At 36.2% G+C, this 17053-nt stretch carries 13 protein-coding genes and 1 pseudogene; 6 read left to right on the forward strand and 8 right to left on the reverse strand.

The features are described 5' to 3' along the window. Nucleotides 1-973 (reverse strand): potassium channel family protein (locus F6K22_RS08705; RefSeq protein WP_293095915.1); only part of this gene is annotated, 973 nt, incomplete at its 3' end. Nucleotides 974-2154: 1181 nt separating this feature from the next. Between F6K22_RS08705 and F6K22_RS08710 the strand changes: the two are divergent. After that, nucleotides 2155-3147: pseudogene (locus F6K22_RS08710) on the forward strand (IS5 family transposase). Between the two features lie 702 nt (nt 3148-3849). Further along, entirely contained in the window at nt 3850-4875 is a 1026-nt protein-coding gene (gene thiL, locus F6K22_RS08715; RefSeq protein ID WP_293095918.1) for a thiamine-phosphate kinase, read from the forward strand. Between the two features lie 320 nt (nt 4876-5195). Here the strand turns inward: thiL and F6K22_RS08720 are convergent, their stop codons facing one another. After that, nucleotides 5196-6215: a type I glyceraldehyde-3-phosphate dehydrogenase gene (locus F6K22_RS08720; protein ID WP_293095921.1), complete on the reverse strand. Its 1020-nt coding sequence runs from the start codon at nt 6213-6215 to the stop codon at nt 5196-5198. 854 nt (nt 6216-7069) lie between these two features. On the opposite strand from F6K22_RS08720, the gene murC reads away from it, so the two are divergent. The 4 genes from murC (at nt 7070) to F6K22_RS08740 (ending at nt 11508) form a co-directional block, all read left to right on the forward strand. Continuing rightward, complete coding sequence (gene murC, locus F6K22_RS08725; RefSeq protein ID WP_293095924.1) at nt 7070-8695, forward strand: UDP-N-acetylmuramate--L-alanine ligase; 1626 nt, start codon at nt 7070-7072, stop codon at nt 8693-8695. Nucleotides 8696-8944: 249 nt separating this feature from the next. After that, nucleotides 8945-9913 (forward strand): UDP-N-acetylmuramate dehydrogenase, encoded by a 969-nt coding sequence (murB, locus tag F6K22_RS08730; protein WP_363273140.1) that lies wholly within the window; start codon nt 8945-8947, stop codon nt 9911-9913. A 522-nt stretch (nt 9914-10435) separates the two neighbouring features. Beyond that, nucleotides 10436-10789 (forward strand): YbaB/EbfC family nucleoid-associated protein, encoded by a 354-nt coding sequence (locus F6K22_RS08735; protein WP_293095927.1) that lies wholly within the window; start codon nt 10436-10438, stop codon nt 10787-10789. Nucleotides 10790-11013: 224 nt separating this feature from the next. Further along, a complete protein-coding gene (locus F6K22_RS08740) occupies nt 11014-11508 on the forward strand; it encodes a low molecular weight protein-tyrosine-phosphatase (RefSeq protein ID WP_293095930.1) in 495 nt (164 codons plus the stop codon). 214 nt (nt 11509-11722) lie between these two features. Here the strand turns inward: F6K22_RS08740 and F6K22_RS08745 are convergent, their stop codons facing one another. From F6K22_RS08745 to F6K22_RS08770, 6 genes are all read right to left on the reverse strand, one after another. Beyond that, nucleotides 11723-12415 (reverse strand): response regulator transcription factor, encoded by a 693-nt coding sequence (locus F6K22_RS08745; protein WP_293095933.1) that lies wholly within the window; start codon nt 12413-12415, stop codon nt 11723-11725. A 660-nt stretch (nt 12416-13075) separates the two neighbouring features. After that, a complete protein-coding gene (locus F6K22_RS08750; RefSeq protein WP_293095936.1) occupies nt 13076-14662 on the reverse strand; it encodes a glucose-6-phosphate isomerase in 1587 nt (528 codons plus the stop codon). A 53-nt stretch (nt 14663-14715) separates the two neighbouring features. After that, entirely contained in the window at nt 14716-14973 is a 258-nt protein-coding gene (locus F6K22_RS08755; RefSeq protein WP_293095939.1) for a cytotoxic translational repressor of toxin-antitoxin stability system, read from the reverse strand. 210 nt (nt 14974-15183) lie between these two features. Beyond that, the gene (locus F6K22_RS08760; RefSeq protein WP_293095963.1) at nt 15184-15408 is read right to left on the reverse strand and encodes a hypothetical protein; all 225 of its coding nucleotides are present in this window, start codon (nt 15406-15408) and stop codon (nt 15184-15186) included. Nucleotides 15409-15624: 216 nt separating this feature from the next. Next, nucleotides 15625-15870 (reverse strand): HNH endonuclease, encoded by a 246-nt coding sequence (locus tag F6K22_RS08765; protein ID WP_293095966.1) that lies wholly within the window; start codon nt 15868-15870, stop codon nt 15625-15627. A gap of 613 nt (nt 15871-16483) precedes the next feature. Then, nucleotides 16484-16678: a hypothetical protein gene (locus F6K22_RS08770; protein WP_293095970.1), complete on the reverse strand. Its 195-nt coding sequence runs from the start codon at nt 16676-16678 to the stop codon at nt 16484-16486. Nucleotides 16679-17053 lie beyond the last annotated feature (375 nt).

Genomic DNA, 17053 nt, shown 5'->3' on the forward strand with positions numbered 1-17053 from the left:
TTTGGAAGCGAGTACCTAATACAAAGTCATTTAGGAGTGCATAGCAAATACCTACGATCGCTGTACCCACAAGCATCATTATGGAAGTAAATATTTTGATACTACCTGGTGCTTGTTCTGCTATTTTTTCATTTCCCCCTGCTCCTGTAATCATACCAACAGTAAAGTAGAGGGAATCAACAAAACTATTATTCAGATTAATACTAATATAAGTAATAGTACAAACTAGAACAGTTACTAAAAGAGCTAAATTAAGGATTACTGCTGATTTACTATGTCGCTGAAATTGTCTGAGTCTGGCAAATATTTTGAAGAAGTTGTGAATTAAACTTTGTCTGCGAGTTCGCACACTAGGTTTGCTGGCAATAATCAGGCGGTCTCCTACCTGTAACTGTCGCCCTTTTACTACTGCAGAAACTAGATCGATTGGATCTGCGGCTGGTATATAGTAAATTAACATCACAGAACGATCGTCCCAAAGCGAAGCGATCTTACGACCTAACCAAGGATGATTCCGATCGATCAATTCTTCGTGCATTGGCCAGGTCTGATTGTATAGACGTAGTTGACCAATAGCATGATTACCCAAGGCTGCAAAAGCAAACACTGGAGCTGCTAAAGCTGACACACTCATGGTTGTGTGGTCAGTCAGGGTATGGTCTAAGCGATCGCCCAAACTGGTGTTAAATAGGCGATTTATAATCCGAATTTTAGGATTGAGAATCCTTGCTAACATTAAGACGGCCAAATTAACAGACTCATCTTTCCCTGCTAAAACCAGAGTATGGGCACTTTGAATGCCTGCTGCTAATAATGTAGATGCTGAACGAAAGTTGCCAACGATAATTTCTGAACCCTCTCCACGGAGTGGGCGGTCACTTATGCCAACAACTGTTGCACCCTGCTGTCTTAATAGACGAAATATTTTGTAGCCGGTACGACCCAAGCCACAGACTATTATTCTTGGTTTCATGGATCAGGAAAGTTATTAAAGTAATGTTAAGAAGTCGTCTTTTACCTTGTACTGTAAACTATCATTTATTATTTACACTGAAAAAAATGTAGCTTACAACACTATTTCGGCTTAATAGTTGTCTTGATTTTTGTCAATAACTCTGCTTTTTAATTAATTTTTATTAATCTTTTACATAATTCTTAATATTTATTAATTGTATTTATTAAAAATTAAATTTGGACTAATATTATAGTTACTTAATTAAGATTCGCAGTATCTCAACTATTCTCTCAACTAACGATATGCTTTGTTTATATACTAACAAAAAACAAATAAATATGCAAAAGTAATATTTATTTTTCCGATAGCAAAAAAAAACATTTTAATTATATCGTTTTTAGTAAATTATCCTGTATAATTGTTTAAGATAATACAAAAAAAATCTAACATACTATAAGTCTATATTCTGGCTTAGGGTGTAAAACTTATTACTAAATCTCATATTTTTCTTTCTAGGAATTTACATGAATAAAGAGTTCAGTGTATTAATTATTAGTTTTAATCCAGAACTTACTAGCCAGGTAAAATAATTTCTGGATTCTATAAATCTAGATTCTGGTGAAATTGACAAATTAACAAGCAACAAGCTAAATAATAAAATTTTCCATCAATATAGTAGTTAAAAAATAATTAATACCAATTTCCTCAAGTATGGCTACACATCATATTTCAAGAATCAAACATATAATCTGGCAGTAGATAACCAGTGTAGCCTAAGTTTATGAAATTGGTATAATTGTGCGTAAGTGCGTAAGTAGGAATCGCGAAGTGATATAGAGCACTGTGGCTCCCTCTTGCAACTCCGATCTCAACAAAAAATAAAAAATTATAGCGTTTTTCAAATAGATAGACTACAGCGAGTACGCGCAACTCCAAAGTATCTTCCTACTCCATACTCCCTATCCCAAAAGAGTTTTGTGATTTACTTAAATGAATTATACTGTAATAAGATAAATCTTATATTTTTTGTAGAAGCAACAAAGAAAATTCTGTTAAATTCATTGATAGTAAACCATTATCGCAGTTTTCACAAAAGTAGACTACATAAATAGTAGTGAGTATGGGCTTTGTTGCACAAACAAAGGAAATAGGGTAAAAATAACAGTACATGGCACAAAAAAACCTACACCAACGTAGATATGATTCAGTCCAAGTCCAAGTCTAAGTCTAAGTGCAAGTACCGGGTCAGCAACTGGTCGTATGGACGATGCCTCCTTAAAACATAGAGGAAGTCTCACATTCTGGCTCAGTAATGAAGTAATAGAGCAGTGGGTAAACCAGAAGTAATAGAGCAGTGGGTAAACCAAAAGAGGACAGGACGAAGAGGAGCGTCTAATACTTATAGTGATATAGCTATTGAACTAATGGTTACTCTGAGTAGCCTGTATGGACTAGCGCATGGGACAGACAGAAGGATTTGTAGAATCTATATTTGATTTGATGGACCTAGACTTACCTGTACCAGACCATAGCACTGTATCTCGTAGGCTCAAAAAGTTAAATATTGCGATACCAGTAATGCCAACTAAAGAAGGGATTCACTTAGTAGTAGATTCAACGGGGGTCAAAGTATACGGTGAAGGGGAATGGAAAACCAGGATTCACGGTTGTCCCGTAAACGCAGGACATGGCGTAAATTACATCTAGGGGTGAATGAGGCCACTGGAGAGATTGTCACAGCAGTTGTCACCACTAATAATGTAAGCGATCACCAAATATTTTGTGACCTATTAGATAGGGTAGAAGGTGAGATTACTCAAGTATCAGGTGATGGGGCTTATGATAAGTACAACTGTTATGAAAAAGCCAGTCAGCTAGGAGCCAAACCGACGATTCCGCCACGAAAAGATGCAGTAATTTGGCAACATGGTAACTGTAAAGGGACTCCCCATCCTAGAGATGAAAACTTGAGGCGGATTCGCTTGACGGGGCGAATATTTGGAAGCGTGAAAGTGGTTACCATAGGCGCTCCCTATCTGAAACGACAATGTTTAGACTTCTTCGTGATATTTGGGGGCAAGTTACGACGACGAAAATTTGATAATCAGGCAGTGGAGTTGTTCATACAATGTGCTGTACTTAATCGTATGATACAGAACTGTAAACCAGAAAGCTACAAAGTAGAATTCTAATTAACTTCTCTTGTGGGGGGAGTTTGCGTTGGCGGAGCAAGTGCGGCAGCTATATCGCAACATTCATGCAACAAAGCCGTGAGTATGCGTAAAATTTGAGGACTTACAGAACTCAGAGCTTTGGTCTATATCAATGAAAACCTCTATAACAGGACTTACGCACCAGGCTCAAACAGGGTTTTTCAGTTGAGTAGACCCCTAAACTCATTGTTAGGAGTCAGTATAAAAGCTCTTGTTACTAAAATAGTTGCTGAATTAAAGATGAGCGCGATAATTAGGGTGTCTTTACCTCTGGTCTATCAAGCATGAAAACTGCTATAAACTTGGTTATGCGCCTAGATGTCTTTTGTTTAAACCAACGATTTTTCCAAGCAACCAGGTTTCCCAGTAGTCTTATCTAAGCAATTTTAGCTCGTCAACAGCAACACGAGACCCAAGTCTAAATCACAAATATTATAGTCATTAGCACCGAAGCGTATTAACCCGATCGCTTTTTTTCCCATCTGGAGATTTAAAGGTTGCTTTATATACTTTACTGTAATTAATATCATGTCTTTTTGAATACCCACAATAAAAAATTGAGGGAACACTTAACTGGGAACAGGGAACACGGAGAAATTTATCAGAGAAAAGATTTTTATTATGGCTAATTAATGAGACTTGATATAACATCAAAAAAGCTATAATTATAGATATATTTCTATGCTCAAAGTTAAAGATATTAGCGAACAAGGACTTTTAAAAAGATTACACCGTTTTTGCCCAGACGATATTATCGGGGATGATGCTGCTATTTTGCCAACTCAACCCAACAAATCATTAGTAGTAACAACTGATACGCTTGTCGATGGAATACATTTTAGCGATCGCACAACCTCCCCCGAAGATGTAGGTTGGCGCAGTGCTGCTGCTAACTTATCCGATCTGGCAGCAATGGGAGCATTTCCTATTGGGATTACGATCGCTCTTGGTTTAACTGGCGATACATCCGTTACTTGGGTTGAACAACTCTACAAAGGTATTTTTGAATGCTTACAGCCATACAATACCCCTATAGTTGGTGGAGATATTGTGCGATCGCCAGTTTCTACTATCTCAATTACTGCTTTTGGACAAGTTAACCCTTTCAACACTATTCTTCGTTCCACTTGTCAACCCCAAAATGTGATAGTGGCCACTGGAGTCCATGGAGCATCAAGAGCTGGGTTAGAACTATTACTTGTTCCAGAACTAGGTGAATCTCTCACAGAAGCAGAATGCTCTAGCCTAATTTTCGCTCACCAACGTCCCAAACCAAGATTTGACATTTTAACAATTTTATGGGATTGCTTATCTTTAAATAGTTTTAGTGGTCCAGAGGATAGCAAAAACCCCATCTTAGTAGGAGGAATGGATAGTAGTGATGGGCTAGCAGATGCAATTATTCAAATTTGTCAAGCATCTCAGGTAGGGGCTAGAATTGAACGAAATCAAATTCCCATTCCTCCTTGTTTGACTAAATTTGTCTCATCTGAACAAGCATTAAACTGGGCACTATATGGAGGAGAAGATTTCGAGCTAGTTTTATGTCTGCCACTATTTTATGGCCAAAAATTAGTAAAAAAAATTGGAGTCGGTGCAGCCATAGTGGGTACAACCACAGACGACACCGACATCTTATTAATAGATAGCCAAGGAATCTACCCAAACGAGCAACTTACACTTAGCCAAGGATTTCAACATTTTTGAAAAAGTTATTTATTTTACTGCTGCCTTAACCCAAACCTGATCATAGCTATCTTATTGGAGTTTTTTCTTTCTTCGGACTTACATACATGAAACCCAGTCTTTAGCATAAATCGTTGTTTTTAACAATAGACATCTACGAAAAAACTAGGTTTCTAGGTTTGCCTCCTTCAGCAATTAACAATTAACAATTAATAATTACTTCTCCCTTTTAGGGAGAGGATTGACGCTCAAGGAAAAAATTTTCTTTTCTTACCCTTTCAAAGGGAGGCTTTTAACCTAAACTATTTAATTATTAATTATTAATTATTAATTATTAATTATTAAGCAGCCCACTTCTGTGCTACAACTTCAGCCAAATCTACAACACGCTGACTGTAACCCCACTCATTATCATACCAAGCAATAACTTTTACCATATCGCCATCCATAACCATTGTCAGACTAGCATCAACAATTGAAGAACAATCATGGCCACGATAGTCAATAGAAACCAAAGGTAAATCACTATATTCAATGATTCCCTTCATTGGTCCATTAGCAGCTGCCTCTATAACTTCATTTACCTGTTCAGTAAAGGTATTTTTCTCAACTTGAGCTACTAAGTCTACAACAGAAACGTTAGGAGTAGGAACACGCATCGCGATACCATTTAACTTACCTTTCATTTCTGGAATTACTAGAGCCACTGCTTTAGCTGCACCTGTAGAAGTTGGCACAATATTTACCGCTGCAGCTCTAGCCCGTCGTAGATCTCTGTGACTAGCATCCAAAATACGTTGGTCACCAGTATAACTATGAGTTGTGGTCATTGTACCTTTAATAATGCCAAAGTTGTCATGTATAACCTTGACAACAGGAGCTAGGCAGTTAGTTGTGCAGCTAGCATTACTGATGACATTGTAATCTTCATGCTTATAATCTTCGTGGTTCACACCTACCACAAAAGTACCAACTTGTCCACCTTTACCAGGAGCAGTAATTAAAACCTTTTTAGCTCCAGCCTGTAAATGCTTTGAAGCTCCTTCCTCAGTTACAAATACACCTGTAGACTCAATAATTAAGTCAACACCCCAATCTCCCCATGGTAAATTTAAAGGATTACGGTCAGAAACACATTTAATTGTTTTGCCATTGACTGTAAGAGAATTTTCATCGGCACTAATATCTACACCTTTTAAAGTACCCAACATTGAATCGTACCTTAGTAGATGGGCATTGGTTTTTGGGTCAGAAGTATCGTTGATAGCTACAAGATCGAGTTGGCTATCTGTACGAGTGAGCAAGCAACGTAAAAAATTCCGTCCAATCCGTCCAAAACCATTTATGGCAACTCTAATCACTTTTTACCTCCTAACAAAAGCTTGTAAAATTTAACTTTTTAGACAGTTCTACATACTGATAAAAAAAGTGTCAGTATGGGTTTTTCGGTAAATATATCCATTTAAGTAGATATATTCCGAGTCAATCTATCAAGTCCCCGTGCTGCCCCACGGCTTACTTACTTGATAGTTTCAGATATTTATTTCAGATTTAAACTCTCCCATGGCTTGATTCCACATCCTTTACTTTTATAGAAGTGATATGAATTTCAGCCAGGAGAGCTTAAAAGAAAATTAACCTTGAGCATTATCATACAGCAAAATGGTAATTTGATAATTTTTTTGTAGGTTAATTACGATCCCAAGTAATTTATTAAGTCAAATATCAAAATGATTTTTAAGTCAACTCAATAAAAATCATACGAAGCGTCATAAAGTTACAGTTTGAAGTTGTAGAAACGTCCCATGAAACCTCCCTACAACTTCAACCGATGTCCTCGATTTTAACAAGCAGATGTTGCTCAAGTTAAGTGAAAATTAGCAATCTTTCATCTTACTACTTTTTTCAATTGTCTGTTGTCTAACTACTAACCTTGAATAATAATTTTTTTGGTCTGATTAGTTACGATAAATATTTGTTCTTTTAGAAAAAAATCCTGATGATTAATCCTCGATCTGTTTTTGGGATATGTCCGGAAAGATACTGGCCAGTAGGTAAATATTTGATATAAAACAAATTAATCACGAGAGATAGAGATTATTGACGAAGCTAAACAGTGTTTTTCCTAAATTACTGCTAAACTCTATCTAAAAAAAAAAATTCCTGGTATGATGTCGCGTGTTAAGCACGCGGTTTGGTGTGTAAGGAGCAATTAATGAGTAAATATGTTGATTTAAGTGGTAAGCCATTTCATTTTATTGGTATTGGCGGTATCGGAATGTCGGCTCTTGCTTACATTTTAGCTAAACGCAAGTTGCCTATTTATGGCTCGGATCTCAAATCTAGCCACATAACAAAGCGCTTAGAAGCAATAGGAGCACATATATTTTGGCATCAAGAAGCCAAAAATTTAGAGTTATTTCAACAAACTATTGAAGAACAAAATTTACCTTTGTCAAACAATTCTAAGTTAAATTTATCCCCTACTGATCTCCGTGTAAATACAGGAGCAGTAATGACAAAAAAACACAATGTTAGAGTGGGAAATAACCAAGCAATTTCTCGACTCCCACAAGTAGTTTGTTCAACAGCAATTAATACAACAAACTCTGAATATAAAGCCGCCGTTGAACTTGAATGTCCAATATTTCACCGCTCGGATTTATTGGCGGCTCTAATTCAGGATTATCAAAGCATAGCTGTAGCTGGAACCCATGGCAAAACTACAACTAGCAGTTTAATTGGGTTTATGCTTCTAGAAGCTGGTTTAGACCCCACCATTGTTATTGGTGGAGAAGTAGACGCCTGGGAAGGTAACGCTCGTTTAGGTAAAAGTCCTTATCTGGTGGCAGAAGCAGATGAGTCAGATGGCTCTTTAGTTAAATTATCTGCTCACATTGGTGTAGTCACTAATATTGAGTTAGACCATCCAGACCATTATGAAAGTTTAGAACAAGTTGTCGAAACTTTCCAAGTGTTTAAAGAAAACTGTCAGAGTATAGTGGGTTGTATTGACTGCTCTAATGTTAAAGATAAACTTCAGCCAACCATTAGTTACAGTATTAATCCCCAAAGTGAGGCTGACTATACAGTAGATTGTGTAGATTATCAATCTAATCTTACCTTGGCTCGTGTTTGGGAACGAGGCCAACCTTTGGGACAACTACAATTGGGGTTATTGGGTAAACATAACTTAAGTAATGCTTTGGCTGCTGTGGCAGTAGGTAGGTTATTAGGTCTAGAATTTACAGCTATTGCTGCAGCGATCGCTAAATTTGAAGGAGCTCATCGTCGGTTTGAACATAGAGGAGAATGTAACGGTATTGTATTTATTGATGACTATGCTCATCATCCTAGTGAAATTAATGCAACTCTGGCTGCAGCTCGCTTACGGAAAAGTAAGGAATTAACTCCAAAGTCTCATATATCGACCACAAATTTACCCCTCATCAAACAAAATAACTTATTGCCAATTGAAAGAGTTATTGCTATATTCCAACCTCATCGTTATAGTCGTACTCAGACTTTTATTTCAGAGTTTGCTAAGTCATTTAATGATGCTGACATGGTGATTGTTACTGATATTTACAGTGCCGGAGAATCATCTGATGGTCAAATTGATGGCCAACAAGTAGTTGAAGCAATTTCTAGTTACCATCAATATGTTTATTATCAACCATCTTTAGAGTCAGTGAGTAAATTTTTGCATGAAGTTCTACAACCAGGGGATATGGCAATATTTCTGAGTGCTGGCAACCTGAATCAGATTATTCCAAAACTCATGGCATATTATCAACTACCTCACTATCAGGTCCAGGTCGCATCTAGTGAAATAGCTTAATGAAGAATATTAAGTTGAGTTAAATAATACCAATTTGATCAAATAATGTTAAAGGCTAAAGGCTAAAGGCTCATTGCAGAAATAGGAAGGAGTAATAGTAATAATTCCTGATACGCACCTGTGCTATATGACTTATAGTTCCCATCGGTCATCCTGCTAGTTGACTACCAAATATGTAGGAAATATTTATTCAATTGGTATAGCTCTAAAACCGACCCCTTTAAATTACGATAATTCAAGTTATTAGTTATGACCATGACTCTCTCTTATCACATAGCTAGTTCAGATCAAAGGCCACAGTATAAACCAATCCCGTTATTAGGAACAGATTGTGTAATTAAGTCTAATGTTCCTCTGGCTCCTCTAACTTCTTTCCGAGTCGGAGGGCCTGCTCAATGGTATGTTACACCAAAAAGATTAGATCACTTACAAGCAAGTTTTCAGTTTGCTAACTCTGAAGGGCTACCAATAACTCTGCTAGGAGCTGGATCTAATATGCTAGTCAGCGATAGTGGTTTATCTGGATTAGTTATTGGCAGTCGCCATCTCCGACACATCAACTTTGAACAAAAAACAGGTCTTCTGACTGTAGGTGCTGGTGAATCATTACCACGTCTTGCTTGGAAGGCAGCAAAAATGGGCTGGCAAGGTTTGGAGTGGGCTGTTGGTATCCCTGGCACTGTTGGTGGTGCTGTGGTAATGAATGCCGGGGCACAAGGTAAATGTATGGCTGATATATTAGTGAATGCCCATGTTATGTTGCCTAATGGTCAGATAAATATTTTGTCTGCTCAAGATTTAGAATACAGCTATCGCTATTCTAAGCTACAAGGTAAATCTATTTTTGTGGCTCAAGCTACTTTTCAGTTACAACCAGGAGAAAAGCCTGCTCTGCTAACAGCTATAACTTCTGAAAATTTTTACAAGAGAAGAACTACTCAACCTTATCACTTACCTAGTTGTGGTAGTGTTTTTCGGAATCCTGGACCAAAATCAGCAGGCTGGTTAATTGAAAACACTGGGCTTAAAGGTTATCAAATAGGTATGGCCCAAGTTGCTCACCGCCATGCCAATTTTATTCTTAACTGTGGGGGAGCTACAGCTAACGAGATTTTACAACTGATTTATCATGTTCAAGAACAGGTGGAAAAGCAGTGGTCGTTGTTATTAAAACCAGAAGTAAAAGTTATGGGAGATTTTTCAGAAGTACTAACTTGATAATACCAATAAACTATAATTTGTGTTTTATAGTAGTTGCATCGGTTTAGGGGTACAAATCAAGTATAGAGAATGAATAAATTATCGTTGGAAATATGATTTTTATGCTCATCAATCAGATTCCTAACAACAAATTAATTTATATTTCTTTTTTATAATAGTACCTGAAATTAGTCGGATTTTCAGATTCCCCACCTTCTGGAACCATTAATTACTAGACTTAAGGCAGTTGAGCAACAATAAAGAGCTTTTGATTAAGATTATTAATGAATTGTCTGAGGAAATATTGAATAAATTAGGAAAATAAATGTCAATTTATTCCTGATAATCAAGGACTAAAAATTTATATGTAGTGTTATGATTTTTATGATAGATGCTATGATGCTATAGCTGCGTAGATTAGCATTTTAATCAGCTCCTACAAAAGCACAAAATAAAATTAGATTCTGTATCAGTGATTGAGAATCTATAATGGCAACAAACAAATACCAAATAAGACTTACCATAGAAGAGTAATTAATTATGTCACAATCAGGAAAAGGTTTTGGCCTTCCCGGTCTAGGTAAAATGAAAGAACTAACTGAAGCTTTTAAAAAAGCTCAACAAGTTCAAGAAGGAGCCAAACAACTTCAAGAAGAACTCGATCAATTAGAAGTTGAAGGGGTAGCAGGTGGTGGCTTAGTAAAGGTTTTTTTGAGTGGGAACCAAGAACCACGGCGAGTAGAAATTTCACCAGATGCACTGGGGGAAGGGGCAGAGGTAATTTCTGAACTGGTTACAGCAGCAATGCTAGATGCTTATACTAAGTCTACTGCTACTATGCGTGAACGTATGGAGGATTTGACAGGTGGTTTAAATATACCAGGGTTATCGTAGTTTAAATAGTAATAATGGCTAGGAAAGGTTTGAAGTTAAGTAGCTACAAAATATAATAGTAGATTAACTGAGAAACTGTATCCTAGTCTTTTGGATTTCTGAAAAATTTAGAATTTAGAACTAAAAAATGGTTAATTTATTAATTTAATAATTCTGCATTCTAAATTAAATTAATTTAATAATTCTACATTCTATATTCTACATTCTATATTCTCAATTAATTTATGCCTTATAAACTATTATTTGTTTGTCTTGGTAATATCTGTCGTTCTCCCTCGGCAGAAAATATTATGAATCATCTGATAGAAAAAGCTAATTTGGGCGACCGCATAGTTTGTGATTCTGCTGGTACTGGGGGCTATCATATAGGTAGCCCTCCTGATTCTAGAATGACTTATGCTGCTAAGATGAGAGGTATTAATCTGAAAGGTTCTGCTCGTAAATTTCAAGTAGAAGACTTTAATAATTTTGATTTAATTCTCACAATGGATAAGGAAAATTATCGGGATATACTTCGCTTAGACACTGGTAATAAATATGGGGATAAAGTAAAGTTAATGTGTGACTTTTGTAGATATTTTGATGTGAAGGAAGTACCCGATCCTTACTATGGTGGTTCAGATGGATTTGATTATGTGATTGAGATACTTTTAGATGCTTGTGAAGGGCTATTAGATTATTTGATAAATGAAAATAAAATAGTAGTTGGCGATCGCTGAATTTTAGATTACTTTCCTGAAAAGATTATTAATTAGGGCTTGCTGAATAACTAATGATGTATCATTAGTTTCAGTAGTGCTAAACCTAGAAAAAAGTACCAAAAAATACTAACTAAATTAATGTTCACTCCTTGTTGGGATTTTTATTCGCCTAACTTGGAAAAATGCAGAAAATTTAACACCTCTAACTATTCCCTATTTCCTTTAATTAATATTAATTAGCGAAGTAATTTTCCATAGTAAAACGAACCAACTCAGCTCGATTGTTAGTATCAGTTTTTCTCAATAAACTGCTCACATATTTTTCAATAGTCCTCGGACTTAAATGTAGACGATCGCCAATTTGAACATTAGAAAGACCATTAAGCAAGAGACTCAAAACTTCCTGTTCTCTGGCTGTCAAACTAATCTGAGAATTTATGATAATTGACTGAGATACTGTCTCTGAATAATCTGATTTTGATAGCTTTTCTGTTACCAAAGATTTACTATTAGTAGGTAAAGAATTAGGTCCGGGTGAAGCTTGGGCGATCAGAGCATATCGATCTAATAAAGAGCGGACTACTGCTCCTAACTCTACTAATTCAAAAGGCTTTGGTAAATAAATATCACACCCCAATTGATAACCTTTCACTCTGTCCTGTGTACTTGTATGAGCAGTTAGAAAAATCACAGGTAAGAGACGAAAACTTGGACGTGCCCGAACTCGTCTTACCAGTTCATAACCGTCCATTTTTGGCATAGCAATATCAGTAATAATCAGATGGGGCTGAGATTTTTCAACTAAATCTAAAGCTTGTTGACCATTTTCAGCTTTGATTACCAAGTAGCCAGATATTTCCAGGTAATCACTAAGACATAAGCGAGTTCCCAAGTCATCATCAACAACAAGAATTGTTAAGGGCATTGTTTGATCTAAAAACCTTCTTTAGTTTGGAAATTCGTCAGCTTTAGCTAGGGGATAAAAAACGACGGATGAAATTTCTGTCGTCTCCTCATGGCGGGGGTATGATAGCCCTTCTACTGAACTTACCCAAATTGAGGTTTGAATCTTGGAGAAAAACTTCCTGCTTCACTGAAGAGCAAAATCTCCTTGGTTGTCATCTGATGTTCTCCACAGACTTAAAATCAGTGGGAACTCTACCTACTCTTTGTAGGGTAAAATAAGCTTAAGTATATACCATCATAAGTTTTAAAAAAAGTACATTTTAAGTATATTTAGGTAATATTTAAGCTTATGTTCTTAACGATACTATGAGTGCTAATATTTGTTAACAATTCACAGTAGAAGGTTATCTACTGAGGGAGTATTTCCTAATGTCTACAAGAAAATCTTGTAAATGCTTTTACTACTGATGTTGGCTTGGTTGTCGGCAGTCGCAGAGGATAACGTTGCTTGACCAGGCTAGCGGTGACTTATAAGGATAGCGGTCACATGGGTGGTCTGGTTTTGCACCCCTAACTACTATTTTTATCAGATTATAGCATAATTAGTAGCTTTGGAATGTAAACTATTAATCTCCTACCCCTGATGCTCAATGCTAAGAGAGAAATATATTATCTACTATTATTTATAGCTTACCGCTAAACTAGCTGGTTGTCCAAGATTTCCATGGAAAACAATACCTAGGTTATTAGCTGCCAAATGACGCAAAATCTTGTATATGGTTTCTATTTTATCAGCAGCTCCTGCTTTTTGAGCTAATTCTTCTAAAGATAGAGGAGCTCCCTCTTGCTTGAGGATATTTATTACCTGTTGTTGTAATTCTAGCACTGTGGCTGCGGCTTTTTTACCAGCTTCTACTCCTGGTTGGTGATACGCATTAATATTAACTAGAGAGCCATAAAAACCAACTGCCCTTTCATAAAGGGCAATTAATGCCCCTACATTATAAGAATTAACTTTAGGAATAGTGACTGTAATAGAATCTCGCTGATTTTCATAGAGTGCTTGTCTAGTACCTTGGAGAAAACCAGATAAGTAGTCTCCAGAAGTTACCCCTGTTTCTACTTCAGGAGAAGTACCTTCACGATCTTCGAGAACTTCGATAAAAGTAACAAAGAAATTAGATACACCGTCTCGCAATTGTTGTACATAGGCGTGTTGGTCTGTGGAACCTTTGTTACCGTAGACTGCAATACCTTGGTTAACTACCTTACCATCTAGGTCTTTTTCTTTACCTAAAGATTCCATAACTAACTGCTGTAGATAACGACTGAATAGCAGTAGACTATCTTTGTATGGTAGAACTACCATATCTTTTTCCCCGTGACCATTACCTACGGCGTACCAACTCAAAGCTAATAAAGCAGAGGGGTTGCCTTTGATTTCATGTTTGCGAGTAACTGCATCCATTTCTTTTGCCCCAGCAAGCATTGCCCGGATATCAATTCCTTGCAGTGCTGCGGGTAGCAAACCAACGGAGGAGAGTTCGGAAGTACGTCCACCTACCCAGTCTGCCATCGGGATAACATCTATCCATCCTTCAGATTTAGCAATTTTTCCTAGTTTACTATTAGGGGTGGTGGTGGCGACGGCTTGAGTAGAAAAGTCTAAGTTTTGAGATGCAAAGGCTGCTTTAACTTCCATCATACCATTGCGAGGTTCTGGCGTACCTCCCGATTTGGAGATGACTATAACTAGGGTGCTGTTGAGGCGATCTCTGAGTTTGTGGAGTACCCGGTCTATACCTGCTGGATCTGTGTTGTCAATGAAGTGTATTTCCATTGGTGGGTCATCAAGACCAAGAGCTTCGGCGACAAATTGAGGGCCTAAAGCTGAACCACCGATGCCAATGGACAGAATATCTGTAAATTTGGGAGCATTAGAAGGTTTAATTTCTCCGCTATGGACTTTCTTGGCAAAATTTTCAATTTGCTCCAGAGTTTGGACAATTTCTTGTTTAATTTCGGGGGTAGGAGCAATATCAGCGTCTCTGAGCCAGTAGTGGCCAACCATCCGGTTTTCGTCTGGGTTGGCAATCGCACCTTTTTCTAATGCTTCCATATCTTGGAAGGCTTTTTCAAGTTTAGGCTTCATTGTCTCAACAAAAGAGTCGTCAAATTTAATGCGACTTATATCAACGTAAAATCCTAATCCTTGGTGGTAGTAAAGCCAGTCAATATAGCGTTGCCAGAGTGATTTTGATTCCATAAAAATTAGTGTATTTAGTATTTTTGCTGGTTTGCCATCTGTAGTTTAGAAGACTAGATTTCTGGCTTTGGTAAAATACGGATAAATTTAACAATTTGACCTGTTACTTCTATACCTATCAGATAATTGTCCACAGTAAATCTGTAGAAAATACCACTGCTTCCAAGTTGTCTTAGTTCTGGCAATTCTTGTAAGTAATTTATTTGACTGAATTTGATAAAAACAAAATCATATACTTGTTGGTAGGCAAGAGATTCTATGACTTTAAGGTCTTGGATAAAAGACCGAGCATAACGCACTTCTAGACTCATTTTAGTTAGCCTCTTTCAGAGGAACTTCGTTAACAGTTATCAGTTATTAGTTATCAGTATCTCCGGCTAAAGTTGGAGGATTGAAAAACTGAATTTTACTTTTTTCATATCCTAGAAAAGGGAGGCTTGAGACCCGATATTTTGGTAACACAAATATTATTTTTTTATAGTTTTTCTATTCTAGTTTAATAAATAATGCTTGTTTTTACTTTAAGTATCTTCTTTGTCAAAGGCTAATATTTGCAATGCTTCTTCTTTAGTGAATATATCTCCTGGTTTGTGACTTGTTTTAGATTTTTGAATAGCTATCATCATGAAGCTGTCATAATGAAGTGTTTGTAAATATTCCCAAGCTTTTTCTAATTCTATATCAGACATTTTTTCAATTAAAGAATACATCTTAATCTTGAGAAGACCGATAGTCTTTGATTTCACTTTATGTTTCTCCTCTATTTATTCATTATGTTACAGCAGTTTCCTGCTTGATGAAGTACATATATTCATGGTTTTAGGGAGTAGAAAGTAGGGAAGATGGGGAGTAGGATCGGGAATAAGCAAAAAATATTTACTCTGCCAGTTGTAGCATATTAATCACTAAATTTGGTGTATATTTTACTAACAAATTAAATTTTTTCTGGATGCCAATTTGCTTTAATTACTAAAGTTTCGTTGAAAGCGGGGATCGAAATGATGTTTCTTTTTTTGGTTGCAGTTGTGACAGAGGGTTTGTAGATTACTAATATCATTAGTACCGCCTCTAGCGAGGGGGATAATATGGTCTATATTAAGTTCTGTTTCCGTTTCATTTTTGCCACAACTTTGACAGTGGTAGTTGTCTCGCTCAAATACATATTTTTTAACTGCTAAAGGAATTTTTATCCGTGGTGTTTTGTTCATAATTAATATCCGATAAAATTACTGAAATTAAATAATGTGATTATAGCTTTTATCAGTAAGCGTAAACTACACTTGTATTTGTTCTTTCCTCTTCTCTGTTTAAAACCTAGATTTTTTTACCGAATTATTAATTATTAATAATTAATAATTAAATAATTCGCGCCTTGAAGCCTCCCCTTGGATAGGGGGAAAAAAAGCGGTTGAGGGATGGGGAGGGGACCTCGCCATATCCAATCAACCAAGAGAAGAAATAATATCTCCTTATATTCAATTCCCGTGCGGTTTTAACCTTCTTGTAATTATCAATTATCCATTATCAATTATCAATTAATGAACTCACCAGCATGAGAATTACTATATATATTGCTAATTAATCAATTATCACAATGATAAATTCATTTAAAATATGTAAGCATTCAGCCCTCAGGTATTATCTGTTAGACATTAAACAATTATCTTTGCAGGAAGAATCAGAGTTGAAAAATTGAGCTCAAATTAAAAGTTAGTGTAAAAGCAAATTAGCTAATATTCTTCATTAATTACTTGGCGCTTTTTTACCAAAAAAAGAGGTCCAAAGCCTGCCCTTTTAAGGGGATGAAAAGAATAAATTTCATTATTTCAAGCCTCTGGGTTCAGCCAGAGGTACTGATAACTGATAACTGAAAAGGCTGATAACTGATAACTGATAACTGATAACTGAAATGACCCACTCAAAACCTGTTTGCCTAGCATTATTCAGGAAAAGTTTATCGCTAATACCTGAATACTTACCAAAGTATATTGTATTAGTAAATAAGGCAGTAAGCATAAATAAAATTAACAGATTTGAAAGATATAGTCACAGAATTAAATACTTAAATTCAGTCTAGTGTAAAAGTTATTTTTTCTTACTGTCTAAGCAATGCCTTTTTGTATAAAAAAATCAGTAATTTCAATTCTTGAATAGCTAATTAGTTTCTCGGATTAGATTTTCCTAAGAGTTAAATTGTCTTAGCTTGTCAGTCTCGCTCTATCATAAAATCAACCCAAAAATCAGGCATCTATTGTAAATAAGCCAGGCTTTTTTGTGTAAAAAAATCAGTAACTTCAATGCCAAGAATAGCTAATGAATCGAGTAAGTTGGGTGTTCCTAAGAGTAGACCTCTTGCAAAAGTTTTAATTAAATAAATTCAAGATCTAAAAT

Origin of the sequence: Okeania sp. SIO2F4 (assembly GCF_010672385.1) — a bacterium.
Classification (GTDB): domain Bacteria; phylum Cyanobacteriota; class Cyanobacteriia; order Cyanobacteriales; family Microcoleaceae; genus Trichodesmium.